This window comes from Roseovarius sp. ZX-A-9 (assembly GCF_028369135.1).
Classification (GTDB): domain Bacteria; phylum Pseudomonadota; class Alphaproteobacteria; order Rhodobacterales; family Rhodobacteraceae; genus Roseovarius.
This window is the reverse complement of record NZ_JAPWHW010000011.1, coordinates 39132-55978: the sequence shown is the minus strand read 5'-3', so window position 1 is coordinate 55978 and position 16847 is coordinate 39132. Positions and strand designations below refer to the sequence as shown.

Annotated in this window: 17 protein-coding genes; 5 read left to right on the top strand and 12 right to left on the bottom strand. The window is 59.5% G+C overall.

What is annotated here, in order from left to right; genetic code table 11:
• From O3306_RS12295 to O3306_RS12275, 5 genes are read right to left on the bottom strand one after another with little or no spacing between them, the layout of a single operon-like run.
• Window positions 1-804, bottom strand: a complete 804-nt coding sequence (locus tag O3306_RS12295) for an NAD-dependent epimerase/dehydratase family protein (protein WP_272007668.1) — start codon at window positions 802-804, stop codon at window positions 1-3.
• Window positions 805-816: 12 nt separating this feature from the next.
• Window positions 817-2019 carry a pyridoxal phosphate-dependent aminotransferase gene (locus O3306_RS12290; RefSeq protein WP_272007666.1) on the bottom strand — a complete coding sequence of 401 codons (1203 nt, stop codon included), beginning with the start codon at window positions 2017-2019 and terminating at the stop codon, window positions 817-819.
• Entirely contained in the window at window positions 2016-3680 is a 1665-nt protein-coding gene (locus O3306_RS12285; protein WP_272007663.1) for a hydantoinase B/oxoprolinase family protein, read from the bottom strand. The genes O3306_RS12290 and O3306_RS12285 overlap by 4 nt, the downstream gene beginning before the upstream one ends.
• Window positions 3677-5770, bottom strand: a complete 2094-nt coding sequence (locus O3306_RS12280; RefSeq protein WP_272007661.1) for a hydantoinase/oxoprolinase family protein — start codon at window positions 5768-5770, stop codon at window positions 3677-3679. The genes O3306_RS12285 and O3306_RS12280 overlap by 4 nt, the downstream gene beginning before the upstream one ends.
• 3 nt (window positions 5771-5773) lie before the next feature.
• A complete protein-coding gene (locus O3306_RS12275) occupies window positions 5774-6541 on the bottom strand; it encodes an HpcH/HpaI aldolase family protein (RefSeq protein ID WP_272007658.1) in 768 nt (255 codons plus the stop codon).
• 143 nt (window positions 6542-6684) lie between these two features.
• On the opposite strand from O3306_RS12275, the gene O3306_RS12270 reads away from it, so the two are divergent.
• Genes O3306_RS12270 through O3306_RS12260 form a run of 3 tightly spaced genes read left to right on the top strand, consistent with a single transcriptional unit; the run spans window position 6685 to window position 9159 of the window.
• Window positions 6685-7560: a 2-hydroxy-3-oxopropionate reductase gene (locus O3306_RS12270; protein ID WP_272007655.1), complete on the top strand. Its 876-nt coding sequence runs from the start codon at window positions 6685-6687 to the stop codon at window positions 7558-7560.
• On the top strand, window positions 7472-8371 hold the full coding sequence (locus O3306_RS12265; protein WP_334312351.1) for a shikimate dehydrogenase family protein: 900 nt from the start codon (window positions 7472-7474) through the stop codon (window positions 8369-8371). Before O3306_RS12270 ends, O3306_RS12265 begins: the two co-directional genes overlap by 89 nt.
• On the top strand, window positions 8338-9159 hold the full coding sequence (locus tag O3306_RS12260; RefSeq protein WP_272007654.1) for an SDR family NAD(P)-dependent oxidoreductase: 822 nt from the start codon (window positions 8338-8340) through the stop codon (window positions 9157-9159). The genes O3306_RS12265 and O3306_RS12260 overlap by 34 nt, the downstream gene beginning before the upstream one ends.
• A gap of 239 nt (window positions 9160-9398) precedes the next feature.
• Here O3306_RS12260 and O3306_RS12255 read toward each other — a convergent pair whose 3' ends face one another.
• From O3306_RS12255 to dctP, 7 genes are all read right to left on the bottom strand, one after another.
• Window positions 9399-9674, bottom strand: coding sequence for a CcdB family protein (locus O3306_RS12255; protein ID WP_272007651.1), 276 nt, complete (start codon window positions 9672-9674; stop codon window positions 9399-9401).
• A gap of 35 nt (window positions 9675-9709) precedes the next feature.
• Window positions 9710-9955: a hypothetical protein gene (locus O3306_RS12250; protein ID WP_272007649.1), complete on the bottom strand. Its 246-nt coding sequence runs from the start codon at window positions 9953-9955 to the stop codon at window positions 9710-9712.
• 304 nt (window positions 9956-10259) lie between these two features.
• Window positions 10260-11060, bottom strand: coding sequence for a carbon-nitrogen hydrolase family protein (locus tag O3306_RS12245; RefSeq protein ID WP_272007646.1), 801 nt, complete (start codon window positions 11058-11060; stop codon window positions 10260-10262).
• Between the two features lie 3 nt (window positions 11061-11063).
• A complete protein-coding gene (locus O3306_RS12240; protein WP_272007644.1) occupies window positions 11064-12221 on the bottom strand; it encodes a M24 family metallopeptidase in 1158 nt (385 codons plus the stop codon).
• A 41-nt stretch (window positions 12222-12262) separates the two neighbouring features.
• The gene (locus O3306_RS12235) at window positions 12263-13558 is read right to left on the bottom strand and encodes a TRAP transporter large permease (protein WP_272007641.1); all 1296 of its coding nucleotides are present in this window, start codon (window positions 13556-13558) and stop codon (window positions 12263-12265) included.
• Window positions 13555-14169, bottom strand: coding sequence for a TRAP transporter small permease (locus tag O3306_RS12230; RefSeq protein ID WP_272007639.1), 615 nt, complete (start codon window positions 14167-14169; stop codon window positions 13555-13557). The genes O3306_RS12235 and O3306_RS12230 overlap by 4 nt, the downstream gene beginning before the upstream one ends.
• Before the next feature lie 64 nt (window positions 14170-14233).
• Window positions 14234-15229 (bottom strand): TRAP transporter substrate-binding protein DctP, encoded by a 996-nt coding sequence (gene dctP / locus O3306_RS12225; protein WP_272007636.1) that lies wholly within the window; start codon window positions 15227-15229, stop codon window positions 14234-14236.
• Between the two features lie 111 nt (window positions 15230-15340).
• Between dctP and O3306_RS12220 the strand changes: the two genes are divergently transcribed.
• Window positions 15341-16132: a maleate cis-trans isomerase family protein gene (locus O3306_RS12220; RefSeq protein WP_272007633.1), complete on the top strand. Its 792-nt coding sequence runs from the start codon at window positions 15341-15343 to the stop codon at window positions 16130-16132.
• A 64-nt stretch (window positions 16133-16196) separates the two neighbouring features.
• On the top strand, window positions 16197-16832 hold the full coding sequence (locus O3306_RS12215) for a GntR family transcriptional regulator (RefSeq protein WP_272007631.1): 636 nt from the start codon (window positions 16197-16199) through the stop codon (window positions 16830-16832).
• Window positions 16833-16847: the final 15 nt, after the last annotated feature.

Sequence of the window (16847 nt, the reverse complement as noted above, 5' to 3'; positions counted from 1 at the left end):
CTAGTCCTCGAAATGGCCCGCAGCGGCGAAACCGCCACCATGCACGGCAATGGTAAGGTCATCACGATCGTAAGGTTTCGTCGATGCTTCGATTTCTTCGCGATAGATTTCCGCGTTGTCCTTGGGGCGATAGCCCAGATGCGCGGCCATGTGATTGTCCCAGAGCTGGCTGTCATTGTCCGAAACGCCGTAAACGATGGTATGCTCGACGCGCGGCGCAGCGAGGCAGCATTCGGTCAAGTGCACGAAATCCGGGTAGCTGAGCCACGTGGTCAGCATCCGGCGATCCACTGGCTTGGGAAAGCACGAACCGATGCGGATCGAGACGCTCTCGAGTCCGAATTTGTCCCAGTAATACTGCGCCATGCCTTCGCCATAGACCTTGGACACGCCATAGTTGCTGTCTGGGCGCGGCGTAACGGATGCATCAATGCGTTGCGTGCGCGGGTAAAACCCGATCGCATGGTTCGAGCTGCCCCAGATCACGCGCTTGACGCCGTTTTTGCGGCACCCTTCGTAAAGGTTGTAGAACCCGACGTAGTTGGACTGCAAAATCGCTTCGAAGGTACTTTCGCGCCCGACTCCGCCCATGTGGATCACCATATCCACATCTCGGGTCAACTCCATCACCGCGTCGGCGTCGGCGAGATCGCACAGCACGATCTCCTCGTTTTCGGCCGCGACGCCCATATCGTGACGGTTCGTCAGCCGCAGAGTATTGCAGTGTTTCGCGATTTCCTTGCGCAGCAAGGTACCGAGGCCACCAGAAGCACCAGTCAGCAGAATGCGACCCAGTTTATCCATGGGATTTTTCCTTTATTTCAGTGCGCCAAGAGCATCTTTCAGACGCTCCAGCGCGGTTTTCAGATCGTCCGTGGAGGCCGCGTAAGACAGCCGGATATGCGGCGACAGGCCAAAGGCCGCGCCTTGCACACCCGCGACCATCGCCGCGTCCAGGATGTAGCGGGTCAGGTCCGAGTCATCCGCCATCACCGTGCCATCCGGGCCGCGTCGACCGATGAACGCGGCAAGGCTGGGATAGGCGTAGAAGGCGCCCGAAGGTTCGACCACTTCAACACCGTCGATGGCGCGCAGGCCCGTCACGATCAGATCGCGACGTTCGCGATAGGTGGCGCGGGCGGTATCGACAAAATCCTGCGGGCCCGTCAGCGCCTCGATGGCGGCAGCCTGACTGATCGAGCAGGGGTTGGAGGTGGATTGCGACTGGATTTTCGACATCACCCGCGCGAGGGCTACAGGCGCAGCGGCGTAGCCGATCCGCCAGCCGGTCATCGCATATGCCTTGGCCACGCCATTGGCTATGACGGTGCGGTCTGCCAGTTCGGGACACGCTATCCCGAAGGAACAAAAGGGCGTGTCGGCATAATAGATCTGCTCGTAAATCTCGTCTGACATGATCAGAACGCGAGGATGGCGGGCCAGAACGGTGCCCAAGGCGGCCAGTTCTTCGCGCGTGTAGGTCACGCCCGACGGATTCGACGGCGAGTTGAGGAACAACCAGCGCGTCTTGTTGGTGATTGCTGCCTCCAGCGCTGCCGGGGTCAGCTTGAACTCATCCTCCTGAGCACATTCGACGATCTTTGGCGTGCCTCCGACCAGCAGCGTCATGTCGGTGTAGGAGATCCAGTAGGGCGCGGGGCAGATCACCTCGTCGCCCGGCTCGATCGTCGCCATCAGCGCGTTAAAGAGGATCTGTTTCGCACCGTTGCCGCAAGAGATGTTGGCCCGCTCGAATTTCAGGCCGTTCTCGCGGCGAAACTTCTCGATCACCGCATCCTTCAGCGCGGGTGTGCCGTCGGGCGCGGTATAGCGCGTCTCACCGCGCTTCATCGCGGCATATGCGGCCTCGATCACGTTGTCGGGCGTACCGAAATCCGGCTCGCCGATGGACAGGTCGATGACGGGCAAACCTTCGGCCTTCATTGCCTTGGCTGCGGTTGAAATCGTGATCGCCGGAGAGGGCTTGATCAGCTTGGCGCGACTGGATTCAAAGCTCATTTTCCATACTCCTTCTCCGCTTGCTCGGCGGAAAGATAGCCCAGCCTGATATCGCGCTTGACCGCGTAGGCGCTCCGCTCGGTCGGATCGCCAAAGCCACCACCACCAGGCATTTCCAGTACCAACAACCGGTCCGAAGGCACTTTCTGGCGCCCCTTGGCCCGCATCTTTGTGCCGTCGTCCAAATGCACCGCACCCGGTGCGCCCGACCGGCCGCCAAAACGTCCGCGTGCGGGGTTTTCAACCCGGTCAAACATCGCCTTTATGTAGAATTCATGGCCCTCGGCGGCCTTGATCTCGACGATCTGACCCAGGCCACCGCGCTGACGGCCCGCGCCACCTGATCCCTCGCGAAATTCCTTGCGCCAGACGGTGATCGGCCCGGTATGCTCGGTCGCCTCAACAGACATGGCATGCACGCCCGAGGGAAACGCAGTGGCGTTCAGCCCGTCGAGTGTCGGCCGCGCGCCCGAACCACCTGAGTTGAACATCAGGATCTCGGCGCTGCGCTGCGGCTCTCCCAGTACAGATTGCGCGCCCGGAATGGGCCGGGCGGAAATCTGGATGTTCCAAAGCGCGCTCGCCCCTTCGGCAGGCGCCAGATCAGGCAGGAATTTCGACACGGCGCCCAGCACGGTGTCAGGAATGAAATGGCCCAGGACATGGCGCACCTGCACCGGCGCGGGATGCTGCGCATTCAGGATACAGCCCTCTGGCGCCGAAACGGTGAACGGCTCCAACGAAGCGTGATTGTTGGGAATTTCCGGCGACAGCGCACATTTCAGACCATAGCCGCAATAGGCCATTGTGTAGATCAGCGGCACGTTGATGCCCAGATCGCTCTGCCCCGAAGTACCGTCAAAATCAGCGTGGACACCATCCTTGGACACATCCAGCCGCACCTTCATGTGCACCGGTGCGCCATAACCATCGACGGTCATGGCATTGTCGTAAGAACCGGCCGGAAGATCCGCCAGCTTCTCCAGCGTGGCGCGGCGGCTGTTTTCAAAGATGAAATCGCGCAACTCGTCCAGGCGGTCGAGCCCGAATTCGTCCATCATGGACATCAGACGCTGGTGCCCAATCAGATTGCATGCCGCCAGCGAGTAGAGATCACCAATCACCTGATCGGCCTCGCGGATATTGTGGCGCATGAGGTGGATCAGCTTTTGATCGACCTTGCCAGCTTCGGCAAATTTCATGATGGGGATGAATATCCCCTCTTCATAAACCTCGTTCGCATCCGGACCAAAGCCGCGCCCGCCCACGTCGACTACATGCGCCGTGCAGGCGAAGTATCCGACCAGTTTTCCACCGCGAAATGATGGCGTGACGAAAGTGAAATCCAGCAAGTGTCCCGTGCCCTTCCACGGGTCGTTGGTGATGTAAACGTCGCCCTCGAAGATGTTGTCCTCGCCGATGGCTTCGATGAAGTTCACCACGGCGGCGGCCATCGCGTTGACGTGGCCGGGCGTGCCGGTGACGGCCTGTGCCAGCATCTTGCCGGTGGCGTCGAACACGCCTGCCGATAGATCCCCTGCCTCGCGCACCGAAGTGGAGAAAGCTGTGCGGATCAGAGTCAACGCCTGCTCTTCGACGACCGAGATCAGGCGGTTCCACATGATCTGAAAATGCACGTCGCGGAAATCATCGGTGCTCATGCGCCTGCTTCCTTCTTGCGGACCAGAAGACAGCCATCGGCGCACATCGTCGCTCGGTAGGCATTGGTCACGATGGTTGTTGTCTCGTCCTCGACGATGGCAGCAGGGCCGTCGACATGGGCACCAGGCGCCATATCGGCGCGGTTCACGATCTGCGCGTCAAGAAAGGCCGAATTTTTGGCATCGAAGATAGCACGCGCAGCGTCCGAGCGTGCGGCTCCGATATCTGCGACCTTGGTGACCGGCGCGGGCGGGGTCACTTCGGACGACGCGCGCACCGACCAGTTCATCACTTCGATATCCAGCCCGTCCAGAAGCGCACCGAAGAGGCGACGATATTCAGCCTCGAACAATGCGCGCAAGGCGCTCGCTCCGTCCGCGCCGAGTACCTCGTTCGGCAGCACCACCGGGATTTCCCAACCTTGCCCGACATAGCGCATGTAGGCCTTGCGCTCGACTACGGGTGCGATGTCGCTGCCACCCTCACGGGTAATCGCGACCGCCTCGGATTGCAGACCGTCCAGCACGTCGTTGACATAGGCCGCGTCGAACTGCCCAAGCCGGGTATAGGCGCCGCGCACGGCCTCGTACCCGAAGGGCGCGCGCAGAAATCCGATGGCCGAGCCGACACCCGCCCCCGGTGGGATCATCAGACTGTCGATACCCAGCTTTTCGCACAGGCGATTGGCATGCAAGGGGGCTGCGCCGCCATAGGCGATCATGGTAAACTCGCCCAGTTCCTTGCCGTTTTCGACCGCATGGGCGCGGGCGGCGGCAGCCATGCTTTCATCGACAACCTCGACCACTCCGACGGCGGCCTTTTGCGGGTCCATATTCAGGGTATTGCCGACATGCTCCTTGAGCGCGGTTTCAGCCGCTTCGACCGAGAGGGTGATTTGCCCGCCGGCGAAATTGTCAGGGTCCAGCTTACCCAGAACCAGATCGGCGTCGGTCACCGCCGGGCGCGTACCGCCTTGACCATAGCAGGCCGGTCCCGGTTCGGACCCTGCGCTTTCGGGGCCTACACGGATCTGGCGCATGCCATCCACATGGGCGAGCGATCCGCCCCCTGCGCCGATCTCGACCATTTCGATGACGGGGATCGAAATTGGCATGCCCGATCCCTTCTTGAAGCGATAGGTGCGTGCCACTTCGAATGTCCTGGCGGTCTTGGGGGTGAAATCCTCGACAAGGCAAATCTTGGCCGTGGTGCCACCCATGTCGTAGGACAATATCCGCTTCAGACCATGACGCGCGGCCACGTCGGCGGCATAGATCGCACCGCCCGCCGGGCCGGATTCCAGCAGCCGCACCGGAAATGCGGCGGCAGTTTCGACCGAGATCAGGCCGCCACCCGAATGGATCATGAAAACCGGGCAATCGGTGCCCAAGGCTTTCAGACGCTCGATCAGACGCCCCAGATAGCTGGCCATGAGCGGTTTGACGAAAGCGTTGGAGCAAACGGTATTGAAACGCTCGAATTCGCGCATCTGCGGCGACACCTCAGAGGAGATCGACACGCTCAGATCAGGCCCATGCGCGGCGATAATCTCTCTTGCGCGCTGCTCGTGAACGGGATTGACGTAGGAGTGGATAAGGCCCACCGCGACGCTCTCGTAGCCTTTGCAAACGGCCTCGCGCGCAAACTCGGCAACGCCGTCTTCGTCCAGCGGCTCCAATTCGCGGCCCGATGCCGCGATGCGACCCGCAACGACATAGCGGCTGTCGCGTTCGATCAGAGGCGGCGGCAGGACGATGTTCAGATCATACTGCTCAAACCGGTTTTCGGTGCGCATCTCAATGACATCACGAAAACCCTTTGTCGTCAGAAAAGCCGTCTTGGCACCCTTACGCGCGATCAGCGCATTCGTGGCCAGCGTCGTCCCGTGGATGATGAGGTCAATCTCACCCAAAGCGATGCCAGCATTCTGAGCCACGCGCGTCACACCGTCCAGAATTGCCTGTTCGGGCGCAGTATAGTTCGTCAGCACCTTGGTTGAATGCAATTGGTCGCCGATCTCCATCGCGACGTCGGTAAAGGTGCCGCCGATATCGACGCCTACGCGAACGGGCTGTCCCTGATGAGCCATTCGTCAACCCCTCTTGAAATGTGCGATCAACGCATCGGAGCCGCGCGCAACCAGCCCCAGATCGGCCCCCACCGAGACGAAGGTGAAACCGTCCGCGATGTACCGCTCGGCATCGGCATGCACCGGGGCAAGGATGCCCGCCGCCTTGCCTGCCGATTTGGCCGCCTTCAGCACGCTGGCAATCGCCTGCTGTACATGTTCGGCGCTTGCATTGTGCATAGCGCCCATATTGGTCGACAGGTCGCCCGGCCCGACAAACAGCACATCAACGCCATCGACCGCGGCAATCTCGGCGGCGTTCTTGACGCCCTCCTCGCATTCGATTTGCAAGATCAGCATCTGGTTCAGATGGGCGTTCCGGTGATATTCCTTGATGCGGCCAAACTGGTTCGCCCGATGCCCGGTGGAAAAGCCGCGAATACCTTCGGGCGCGTAGCGCGTGGCGGCGACGATTCGCCTGGCCTGCTCGGCATCGCGCACATTCGGGATCATCAGACTCCGGGCGCCGGCGTCCATGAATTGCTTTATCAAGGTCGCGTTTTCCTCGGGCAGACGCACGCATGGCTCAATTGGGTGACCGCCAACCGCCTGCAACTGCGCCACGATGCTGAGCAGATCGTTCGGGCTATGTTCGCCGTCGATGAGCAGCCAGTCACAGCCCGATCCGGCCATGATCTCGGTTACCAGCGCGGACCCGAGCGAACACCAAAGCCCCAATTGCACCCGGCCTTCCGCCAGCCCTTTCTTCACGCTGTTCGCACGTTCCTGCATCCTGTCCTCCGCAAATTCGATCCGTTCGCAACGGGCACTTGTATTTGTATGATGTATGATGTCTACATGTCCAGAGGTGATTTGACCAATTTTCACGCCTGCGCCGAACGGCGCGCGCAAGCCGGACAGAAAGGACAAAATCTATGCGCATAGGTTTCATCGGATTGGGCGTCATGGGGGCGCCAATGGCCCGCAATCTGCACAATGCCGGGCATGACATCTTCACAACACTTCACCGTTCTCCCCTGCCCGCCGACCTGAAGGCCGACGTGCTGGACAGCCCCGCCGACGTGGCCCGCGCCAGTGAAGTCGTCATCACCATCCTGCCAGACACACCAGATGTTGAGCGTGTCCTGATGGCCGAAGGCGGCGTTCTCGAGGGGATGGAAAGTGGCAAGCTGATGATCGACATGAGCTCGATCAGCCCGATAGAAACGGCTGAAATGGCCAAGAGTTTTGCCGACAAAGGCGTCGACTATGTCGATGCGCCAGTGTCCGGTGGTGAAATCGGAGCAAAGAACGCCGCACTGACCATCATGTGCGGCGGCAGCAAGGCCGCGTTCGCGCGTGCGCTGCCGCTGTTCGAGGTGATGGGCAAAAACATCACTCTTGTCGGGGAAACTCCCGGCGCTGGGCAGACCTGCAAGATTGCCAACCAAATCATCGTTGCACTCAACATAGAAGCTGTCAGCGAAGCGCTGGTCTTTGCCAGCAAAGCGGGCTGCGATCCGGCCAAAGTGCGCCAGGCCCTCATGGGTGGGTTCGCATCGAGTAAAATTCTGGAGATTCATGGCGAACGGATGATTGAGCGTACATTTGCCCCCGGCTTCCGATTAAAGCTGCACCAGAAAGATCTGAACCTGGCGCTGCAAAGCGCCCGCGTGCTAAATGTCGCACTGCCCAATACCGCCAACACCCAGGAATTGATGAATGCTTGCGCCGCACAGGGCGAGGAGGATGCAGACCATTCCGGCCTGGTCCGTGCGCTCGAACGCTTGGCCAACCATGAGATTGGATAAGACTATGCGTGGAACCGGCAAAGCCGATGTATTCGTAATGCTCGCACATCCCGTTGCACATGCAAAATCGCCCGGCATGTTCAACGCGCTGATGGAGGAACAGGGCCTCGACAGCCTGATGGTGCCCGTCACGTGCCGCCCCGAGGATTTCGATGTCTTCTGGGCGGGCCTCAGCGCGATGGAGAACCTCAAGGGCATGATCATCTCGGTCCCATACAAGCAGCGCGTGTTCGAAAAATGCGCGACGGCCCACCCACGCGCGGCACGGGTCGGCGCGGCCAACACCGTGGTGCGCGGCCCGGACGGGCAATGGCACGCAGATAATTTCGACGGCGTCGGCTTCATGGATGGGCTGGCAGAGGCGGGCATTGACGTGGCGGGACGCCGCATATTGCAGGTGGGTGCGGGCGGCGCGGGCGCATCTCTGGCCTATTGCCTTGCCGAAGCGGGCGCTGCGGCCGTCACCATCAGCGACACGGCCACCAACCGTGCCGAGGATCTTGCGCGCTTGGTCGAACAGACCTTTGCTGACTGTACGCTTCGCGCTGCGGCGCCCGATCCGGAAGGGCATGACATTATCATCAACGCAACGCCCATGGGGTTGAAGCCAGATGATCCGCTGCCGGTCGATGTCACCCGTTTGCAGCCAAGCATGATCGTGGTGGATATCATTATGGACCCGGTCGAAACGCCCCTTTTACGCCACGCGAAAGAGTTGGGATGCCGGGTGCAATACGGTCAGCCGATGATGGACTGTCAGATGAAGGCGATGAGCGAATGCCTGAACGTGCTGAACGGGCCAAAGCGATGAGCGCGCAGCAGTCCGTCATCGTCACCGGCGCGACGTCTGGCATCGGGCGCGCAATCGCACTGCGCTTTGCCGAGCGCGGCGCCGCCATCACGATTTCCGGTCGTAATGCCAAGAGGGGTGAAGAGACAGCGCTGGCCTGCATCAATGCAGGCGGCGACGCTCGCTTCGTCGCGACCGATCTGGCGGACCCGGCCTCTGTTGCGGCCTTGGCAGAGCAGTCTCAAACCGCCTTTGGGCCACCGCATGTTCTGGTCAACAGCGGCGGCATCCTGCAAAGCGGCACGCGCGTGCTTGATCAGGATCTGGACGAGGACGAGGCGCTCTGGAAAACCAACTACCGCGGCACATTGGTGGCCTGTCAGACCGTCGGGCGCATAATGCGCGATGAGGGGCGTGGAGCGATCGTCAATATCGGGTCACTCGCCAGCTTTGCGCCGCTGTCCCTACCCGCCTACACGCCCGGCAAACACGCTGTTCTTGCGCTGACCCAGATCCTCGCCGCAGAGCTTGGCCCCCACGGCATCCGCGTCAACGCTGTCGCGCCGGGATATACTATGTCGGACGGGCTCAAGGCCAAGATCGCCGCCGGCGAAAGAAACCCTGACGCCATCAAGGCGACAACCGCGTTGCGCCGTTTTGTTGAGCCAAGTGACGTAGCTGACGCAGTGGAGTTCCTATGCTCGGATCGGGCCGCTGCAATCACCGGTGTGACGCTGCCAGTGGATGCAGGCTGGTTGGTGCAAGCCCCCTACGCAAGTTACCTGCAAGGCAACCCTTTCAAGACCTAGAGGCAGATCAAGTGAGATCGACAAGGGGACGACGATAGGGGTGCGCCCCAGTCGTGGACGAACGCCGTCGCAATATCATGGGCTTTCGTGCGTTCGATTTGGCGCATGGCGGCTGATTCATTCCACCGATCTGATATCAAACATCGCTACAGATGCCGAGTATTGCGACGGCCGCATTCAGACAAGGGCGCCCACGGGCCCCAGCCCCTGTCGGTAAATGTTGATGGGTTGTTCGTGGGTTAAAAACCAGAAACCAAGAGATCTATGGCAGCGACTATCTCGTCGCGCCAGGCCGACGCGTCACCAATCACAGAACCGATTTGTGTGCCCGGAATCGCAACCAACTGCGACATGATTATGATGTGCGGGACACCTTCCAAGTGTATGGGAATATGCAGTTTTGGAATCAGGGCGCCCCATTCGGAGCGAGAGAAGACCGGCGCACAAAGAATATAGGGTGTCTCAATGCCGAGATCTGTCTGAATACGGCACACGATTTCGTTGCCATCGCGCATGCGATGGATGTTTCCTTGCATTATATCGCTCTCGCTCAAACCTGTCTGAATCGAGCGAGACTGGGTCCGTTCTGTTCGAGATGACGGCTCTCATCAGCAATGCCTTCTTTAGCGGACGCGATCCAAGCGGCCCGGTCGCGCTCAGCTCTGGACCGTGCGATGCCAGCGTCGATCCAGCCCCGAACAACCTCAGCAATAGAATTGCCTGTGGCTTTCGCCTCCAATTCGAGGGCCGCCTTGCGATCTTGACCAATGTCACGAATATTCAGCGGTGAAGGCATGATGACCTCCCTTTCCTACGGACTGTTGTGCATACCGATGTGCATATTGATACACATATAGCAACACAAAAAAATGTCACAAGTGCCGTTGGTCGGGCAAACCTCTCGAAGATATCTTCGAGAGGTTTGCCTGCACTTTAGCGTCGCAAGAACTGATAACGTCAACATCTGATCAACATTTACCGTCAGGGGCTGGCCCACGGGCGACCTTGGTCGTTACGCTTCAAGGCCAAGTTGCCAGCAACACGTGACCCTTGCTTTAGCCCACATTTTCCGGACAGCTGCCCAGCGCCTGCATTTCCATCTATGCAGAATCCGCCGTGAGGTTAAAACGCTGGCGATCCTTCAAATACGGAAGCCGCGCTTGCGCTTTTCCGACGAGGGCAATCTCGAGATCGGCGACCAAGATCTCCGGATCTGCACCAGCGCGAGCCAGTTCTTCGCCATTCGGCGCCGCGATGAAGCTCAACCCCAGATATTCCATGCCATTTTCAGTCCCCGCTTGGTTCGCATAAGCCAGAAAAACTCCATTCTCGAACCCACGCGCCGGAATGAGCGTCCGGCTGACCCAGCCCCATTGCGCGCCCAAGGCTGTCGGCACGAGGATCAGTTCTGCGCCCATAGTTGCAACGTGGCGCGCTGTCTCTGGAAACTCCGCATCATAACAGATCAAAGTGCCGATCTTGATTCCGCGATACTCGAAAACAGAGCATCCCTGCCCCGGCTCAAAGTGATCTCTTTCAAAACCAGGCGGCAGGATGAGCTTGCGATGTCCACCCAACCGCGTGCCATCGGGGCCAAAGCATTGCGCCGCACCATATATCACCCCATCGGCGCGCTCGGCGTAGCCGTAATGAATGGCCAGACCAAACTCTCTGGCCATTCCGGCGATTTCCTGTGCGCATGGGCCGTCCGATGGCTCGGCCCAGTCATAGATCCTGTCACCGACATTATAGCCGGTCAGGAAAAGCTCAGGCAGCAGCAGCAGATCAATCCCCTGCCCCTGAGTGTCGCGCAATACACCGGCCAGCCAATCCATCCTCGCGCGCGGCCCCGCCAAATCTGCGGGGGATTGCGCAACGCCAAGCCTGAACTTTTCCGTCATGATTTAGCCCTCTGTGACCAGCAGTTCCCGTGGGTATTCGGTGATGTACTCGAACCCGGTTTCCGTGACGACAACAGAATCCCCGATCCTGCCGGCAGTCACACCATCAATCGAAATCCCCCCGTCCACGGCAAAGGTCATGCCCGGCTGAAGCACGGTCTTGTCGCCCGCTTTCAGCTCAGGCGCCTCAAGATAGGCAACACCGATGGAGCGGCCAGTGCGATACCCGGTTTCATAGCCGCGCTCGGCATAGATTTCGTTGGCTGCGGCTGCGATATCTTCGGCCAGAACACCGGGGCGGATCGCCGCGATGGCCGCTTGTTGCGCGTCGATGGCTGCCTGTTGAACACGCGCCGCCTGATCGTCGACTTCGGCAACGTGGAACATGCGGTCAAAGCCGAGCTTGTATTGCTTGAACTGCGCCATGTTGCAAAAGCAGAAATAGACGGGGTCCGCACGCTCGTATTGTTTGACCGAGGCGCGGCGATGCACCATCGACGTATCCTTGCCGCTTTGCAGGATTTGAAGGTTGTGGATCATCGGCGAGACGAACCGTTCCCACCCTTTCGCGGTCAGGAACTCGGCCGCGCGGCGGGTGCCTGCGTCGATCACGGCCAGCGCGCTTTCGTATTCATGCCCACCGATGGACAGCGACCCATGCGCCGCCTTCATCATCGCACCTGCAATCTGCCCGGCCTGCTTCATGACTTCGATTTCCAGCGGTGATTTGATCATCCGCTGCGCGCCCAGGATGGGGCTGATATCTTTCAACGCGACGCCGGGATAAGCGTCGTCCAGATAATTGCGCACAATCGCGGGCACGTAGGGTTTCTCGATCCAGATCTCGGAGGGGTTGTCGCCCAGAACTTCGCTCATGACACGGCCCCAGCTGCGCTGACCCATGTCCTCCCAGAAGCGCACATCCTCGACCCAGGTCATTTCAGCGACCATTTCGCTTTCCATCAGTGGGGTGATGACCACCGGCGCATCATCTGCCCGCACGATCAACATCGAGGGGCGACCGAATTCGATACCCAGATACCCCCAGAACCCCGCCAGATAGGCGATCGAGCTTTCGTCGGTGAACACAGCCTGCGCGATGCCCAGTTCTTTCATGCGAGCCTGAAGAGTTGACGTTCTTGTTTTTGCTTCTTCGAGCATTGTCTAGTCCTTGCAAAAGGGTCGAAAATTCGACGGTTGGTTCAGTCGAGCAGTCCTGGCAAAAACAGGGAAAGCTCGGGGATGAAGGTGACGAGGAAGACCATCGGCAGGTGCCCCAGAACCAGGAACTTCATGGTTGGGCCAATATATTCCGACAGCGGCTGCCGGGTGACACCGCCGGCCATGTAAAGCAGCGGCGCACAGGGCGGTGAGATGTTGCCAAGCCCCAGATTGGTGCCAACGATGGCGGCAAAGTGGATGGGATCAAGGCCGATCTTCTGGGTGACGGGCAGCAAGATGATGGCTGCCAGGATACTGCCCGACACATCGTCAATGATCATGCCCATCAACAAGAGCAGCACGTTGATCAGCAACAGGATAACGATGCGATTGTCCGAAATGCTCAGCAACAGATCCGCAAAATGGGTCGGCACCTTGGCCAGAACCATGCCCCGGCTCATCACGAAGAGAAAGAACAGCACCATAATGATCGCTCCGGTCAGGCGCGCGGCCTCGACGGTGGAGTCAAATAGCGGCCCGAATTTGAGGGTGCGGTAAATCAGGGTGCCAACAACAAGCGTATAGACCAGCGCGACCGCGCCCGCCTCGGTCGGGGTGGCGATGCCGGTATAGATTCCGCCCAGAACGATTATCGGCATGACGATCGCCAGCGTTGCCTGCTTGCCGGTGATGGCAATCTGCCGAATGGTTTCAGGCATCGGCAGTTTCGGCTGCACCTGAATGGTGGTGGTCTTGCGCAGGAAGAAGAAATTCAGCCCGCAGTAGATGATGGCCAGCATGATCCCCGGTCCCATGGTGGCCAGAAATGCCTTGGCCACGCTTTCGCGGATCGCGATGGCAAACACGATCATCGGGATCGAGGGAGGGATCATCAGCGCCAGTACCGACGACACCGCAATCAGCGCCGTGGCATGGCCGGGCGGGTAGCCCTCCTTGATCATGCGCGGCACCATGATCTTGCCAATGGCAGCGATGGCAGCCGAGGCCGAGCCTGAAATAGCACCGAACAGCGCGCAGGTGATGACGGTCACGGCACCCAGCCCACCCTTGGTGCGGCCAACGAAAGAATTGACGAAATTCAGCAGCCGGTCCGAGATGCCGCTGGCGCCCATCAGCGTGCCCGACAGGATAAACAGCGGTATCGCCAGCAAGGAAAAGGCGCTGACTTGGGTATATCCGAAACCGGCATGGAATGAGATGTTGGTGCCCGAGGTATAGCCGTAAACCAGCGCCCCGATACCGAAAGCAAACCCGACCGGCACTTCGATCAGCAACAGGAAAATCACGATGGTGATGGCGAGCAGGAAGAAGATCATTTCTCATCCTCCTTCAACGCGATCAGCCCGCGTATTTCCGCAAGGATCTGCAATGCGCCGTAAAACACCATCAGCCCCAGTCCGATGATCATCGACATGTCCCAAAGAACTTTGGGCAGGCGCATATAGGTGCTTTTGCGACCCAACGAGTAATTGAAAGCCATGAAATTCCAGGCGAACCAGAAGAAGATCACCACTGCGATCAGCACGACGACAGAGCCGAACAGGCGCACCGCCATCAGGGTTCGGGGGTTCTTGACCACCAAGGTCAACATCCCGCCCTCGATATGGTCGCGCTCGCGAGAGCAGTAGGCCATGCCGATGAAATAGACCCAGACCGCCAGCAGCGGTGCCAGTTCTTCAATGCCCAGAAAGGGCGACGAGATTGCGTAGCGCATGAAAACCTGCGCCGCCATCAACAGCCCCAGCGCGATCATCGCGACAAACATCGTGACGCGCATCGCCAAGGCCAGCCCACGCTCTGCGGCAAAGAGCGGGCCAAGCCCCCCGTGGACCGCCGCGACCACCTTGGTGCCTTGCGGCACTGGCCGAACCGCCTCGGCGCCGACCACATCGTCGAGACTGTCGGTATGCAATAGCTCCTTGGTCATGCTACGATCCTCTGGCTGGAAGTTGGCAGGCTGTGCGCGGAGGAATGCCCCGCGCACAGGTGCATCAGTTCGCGTCGGCAGCGGCGCGGATCTTGTCCATGACGTCCTTGCCGATGACGTTTTCCATGTAGGGGTATTCCACCGCGACAATCATCTCGCGGTAGTTGCTCAGCTGCTCAGGCGTCAACTCGACAACTTCAATGCCCGCATCGCGGATCTGCTGTAGCCAGCCTTCACTTTCGGATTCGGCATTTTCCCAGGCCCATGTCACCGCTTCGGTTGCGGCGGTGCGCACCCAGCTCTGCTGCTCTTCGCTCAAACCGTCGAACCATGCCTTGTTGGCCAGCCAGAAAGTGTGCTCGAAATGCTCGCGGGTGAGCACGTAAGAGCCGACCACATCCTTGAACATCAGCACTTCTGAGGGCGGCGAATAAGCGCGCCCATCAATGGCGCCGGTCTGAAGCGCGGTCTGAACCTCGGAAAATGCCATGGCAACGGGCGAAAACCCGGTCGCGTTATACCGCTTGATCGCCATTGGCATGCCCGGTACGCGCATTTTCAGGCCCGCGGCATCCTCGGGGAAGTTGACCGGCGCAGGCAAACCCTTGCGCATGACAAACCCAGTAAAGTCGGTCGGAATGATGCCCAGCAGTTCCATGCCCATATCGTGCATGATGTCTGAATAGACTTCGTTCATGACCGTGTCGGGACCGTAAATTGCCCGGCCGCTTTCCCAATCATCCGCGACATAGCCCAGAACCGAAACATCCCAGCGCGGGTCCAGCTCAGAGTGGTTCCAAGCCATGGTCATCTGAACGGCGCCTTGCGCGACCTGTTCGATGATAGACGTCCAATCGCCCAGATCGCCACCCGGGTGGTAGTCGATGGTGAAGCTGCCCGAAGACAGTTCGCCCAGACGCTGGCTGAACTTCTGCGACACATCGTGAAAGATATGCTCGCTGTCCATGACATGGCCAAGAATCGCCTCCTCGGCCTGTGCGCCCGACGCACCAAGGCTCGCGGCCAGCACGGCGCCAAGTAGATAGTTTGTGTGTTTCATTACGCCTCTCCGGTGGCAGTTTTTTTCGGGCCAGCCCAATTCAGAATTGTGGACACGGCCGATTGCCACTGGTAAGCTGCATACAGCTAACCTGTCAATTGGAATTTATTTATGCCGTTTAAACAAAAAAACAGACATGATGCATACACCACAGGCGAAGAATTTGATTTCACCGATATTTTTGACGCAGGCCGTAATGACCGTGCCAAGCTGGGTTTTGTACTTCTGGCAACCGAGCAGACCATTGAGGAAAACATGTTCCGCCTTTGTCCGCCCGGTGTTGGCGTTCACTTCACACGCGCCGCGAATCCGGACAGCATCACCGTCGAAAGCCTGACCCTTCAGGCAGAGGACCTGGCCCGCGCGGCCAGCACGCTGCTGCCCGATGGCAGTCTCAACGTCATCGGGTACGCCTGCACATCCGGCAGCTTGGTGATCGGCGAGGATCGCGTCTTTGCAGAACTGTCAAAGGGCGCCCCCAAGGCCCAGGTGACATCGCTGATATCGGGCGTGCTGCGCGCCCTGCGCGCGGTCAGCGCAAAGAAGATTGCCGTCGCGACCCCCTATCTGGACGAGATCAATCAACGCGAAGCGATCTATATGGAGCGCGCGGGATTTGAAATCTGCAATATTCGCGGTCTTCAGCTGGAAAAGGACAGCGACATGATCCGCGTGCGCCCTGACGCGATCGCGCGGTTAGCGAAATCGGTCGACCACCCCGAGGCCGATGCCCTCTTTATCAGCTGTGGCGCGCTGCGCTCTATCGACATCGTGCAGGATCTGGAAAACGAACTGGGCAAACCCGTGATCTGCTCAAATCAGGCCATGATGTGGGACATGTTGCGCCTTGCCGACATTGAGGACAGGATCGAAGGCTATGGCCAATTGCTGCGCGAGCATTGAAAGTGGGAAGGGGCGGCATGAGGACGGAGAGCCAATTGGGACGAACGCAGCCGGTGAACAAAAGATGGATGTAGCGGCCATTCAACACCTCTTGCTGGAGCGGATCTGCCTGCTGAAATACAAGCCCGGCGATCAGCTGAAAGAGGCAAAACTGGCGCGCGAATTCGGCGTCAGCAGAACCCCGGTGCGCGATGCCTTGAACAGGATCAGCCACTTGGGCCTGATCGAATCGCGCAACGGGGTCGGAACGGTCGTCGTCGGGCTTTCGGGCGAACAGATCCAACACGTCTATGACGTGCGGCTGGAGTTGGCCTGCCTCCTGGGCAAGCTGTCACCCATTACCCCCACCCCGGATCATCTGAACGCGCTGGAGGATTTACTGGCGCGCGCGCACATAATGCGCGAGCGCTTCAGCGCAGATGACTACATTGCCATCAACCACGAGTTGAACGCATTGATCGCGTCGATGATCGGCAATACGATTCTGCGCGCAATGTGGCTGCAGCTTTATGTGCAGGCCGCCAGCACATGGCACCGCGTGGCCGAAACCATGGGCCCCGATGTGGTCGATGCACTGATTGATGAGCTGAACGATCTGATCTCTGCTGTTAAGCGCGGAGATGCGGAGTCCATCGGCCACATCCAGCGCGTCCATATCAGCTATGGCTACATAAAGGTGAAGACCGTGTTCGGGATCTGAGAAGCCACTGTGATT

Coding starts and splice junctions, on each gene's coding strand:
- O3306_RS12295 (WP_272007668.1), bottom strand. CDS start 804: ATGGATAAACTGGGTCGCATTCTGCTGACTGGTGCTTCTGGTGGCCTC.
- O3306_RS12290 (WP_272007666.1), bottom strand. CDS start 2,019: ATGAGCTTTGAATCCAGTCGCGCCAAGCTGATCAAGCCCTCTCCGGCG.
- O3306_RS12285 (WP_272007663.1), bottom strand. CDS start 3,680: ATGAGCACCGATGATTTCCGCGACGTGCATTTTCAGATCATGTGGAAC.
- O3306_RS12280 (WP_272007661.1), bottom strand. CDS start 5,770: ATGGCTCATCAGGGACAGCCCGTTCGCGTAGGCGTCGATATCGGCGGC.
- O3306_RS12275 (WP_272007658.1), bottom strand. CDS start 6,541: ATGCAGGAACGTGCGAACAGCGTGAAGAAAGGGCTGGCGGAAGGCCGG.
- O3306_RS12270 (WP_272007655.1), top strand. CDS start 6,685: ATGCGCATAGGTTTCATCGGATTGGGCGTCATGGGGGCGCCAATGGCC.
- O3306_RS12265 (WP_334312351.1), top strand. CDS start 7,472: ATGCTTGCGCCGCACAGGGCGAGGAGGATGCAGACCATTCCGGCCTGG.
- O3306_RS12260 (WP_272007654.1), top strand. CDS start 8,338: ATGCCTGAACGTGCTGAACGGGCCAAAGCGATGAGCGCGCAGCAGTCC.
- O3306_RS12255 (WP_272007651.1), bottom strand. CDS start 9,674: ATGCGCGATGGCAACGAAATCGTGTGCCGTATTCAGACAGATCTCGGC.
- O3306_RS12250 (WP_272007649.1), bottom strand. CDS start 9,955: ATGCCTTCACCGCTGAATATTCGTGACATTGGTCAAGATCGCAAGGCG.
- O3306_RS12245 (WP_272007646.1), bottom strand. CDS start 11,060: ATGACGGAAAAGTTCAGGCTTGGCGTTGCGCAATCCCCCGCAGATTTG.
- O3306_RS12240 (WP_272007644.1), bottom strand. CDS start 12,221: ATGCTCGAAGAAGCAAAAACAAGAACGTCAACTCTTCAGGCTCGCATG.
- O3306_RS12235 (WP_272007641.1), bottom strand. CDS start 13,558: ATGATCTTCTTCCTGCTCGCCATCACCATCGTGATTTTCCTGTTGCTG.
- O3306_RS12230 (WP_272007639.1), bottom strand. CDS start 14,169: ATGACCAAGGAGCTATTGCATACCGACAGTCTCGACGATGTGGTCGGC.
- dctP (WP_272007636.1), bottom strand. CDS start 15,229: ATGAAACACACAAACTATCTACTTGGCGCCGTGCTGGCCGCGAGCCTT.
- O3306_RS12220 (WP_272007633.1), top strand. CDS start 15,341: ATGCCGTTTAAACAAAAAAACAGACATGATGCATACACCACAGGCGAA.
- O3306_RS12215 (WP_272007631.1), top strand. CDS start 16,197: ATGGATGTAGCGGCCATTCAACACCTCTTGCTGGAGCGGATCTGCCTG.